General features: G+C 62.2%; 1 protein-coding gene. It reads right to left on the reverse strand.

The genetic code is table 11. The annotated features are described in order from the left end of the window. Window positions 1-873: GNAT family N-acetyltransferase (locus tag OB03_RS14575; protein WP_461344644.1), on the reverse strand; the 873-nt coding region annotated here is incomplete at its 3' end. Between the last annotated feature and the right edge of the window lie 120 nt (window positions 874-993).

The raw sequence follows: 993 nt of genomic DNA on the forward strand, positions 1-993 counted from the left end.
GTAGGGCTCGCCCACAAACCCGTAGTCAAACTCCGTAAAGCCCTCGGCCCGCTTGACGCGGATGGTTTCAAGACTGAGCCAGATCCCCGCCGAATAGCGCGCTCCCTGTGGCAGATAGGCGGGGAACCAGAAGTGCCACACACTCCCTGCGTGAAGGCTGAGTTCCAGCGCCACCAGCGTGTCACCGGCGTAAAGCGCCGCCACTGACGCCCCGAAATCCTCTTGCTGCACCAGCAGCCGGTGCAAAAGCTGACGCGTCCAGCATGCCGCGAAAATGTCGTGCCGTCCGGTGCGACGATACTGTTCGCGTTTCAGGGCGATCAGTTGATCCAGCACCTGGGGCTCGCGAACATCACAGCGCACCGACACAGGTCCAAGAGACTGCTCCAGTCCGCGCCGGCTGCGTGCCTTGTCCTTATAGTATCTCGCAAATGCAGAGCTCTGCTGCCCGTACCATTCATCGTAGGATATGCCCGACAGATCGGCCTGACAGGTGGCTAGCGGCAATCCGGCCGGTGCCCGCCCTACCCAACTGTTGGCACTGAGGCGGCGACCGTTCGCCAACGTCACCAATAAGGAAAGGGACACCAAAGTCGCCGCCGGCCCGATGACCCCGTGGTAATCATTCAGCGGCGCACCGACCGGATAAAGTGTCCCGCCGCGACGCTGATGCGGCCAGTAGCCAACCACCTCGCCCGCCTGCCAGATCTTCAGGACGAATACGTCGGGGGCCACAGCTGCCACCGCGTCCGTGAACTCGATGCGGAAGAAGGGGCTTGAGCGCGCGGCGTCAGCGGCCTGCCACGCACACCAGCGGGCGCGGTCGTCTGCAGACAACCCACCCACCGTCAGGCACTCGGCGCTGATCTCCATTCCCCTAAGGTCCCCCAACCTATTTGCACGATCAGTGTAAGGTGAAATGGCAACCAAAATCCAAACACAATGCCCCTCGGTCAAACAAAAACGGCCCCCCGGATTTCTCCGGAGGGCCGT

It is taken from the genome of Brevundimonas sp. GN22 (assembly GCF_054824005.1).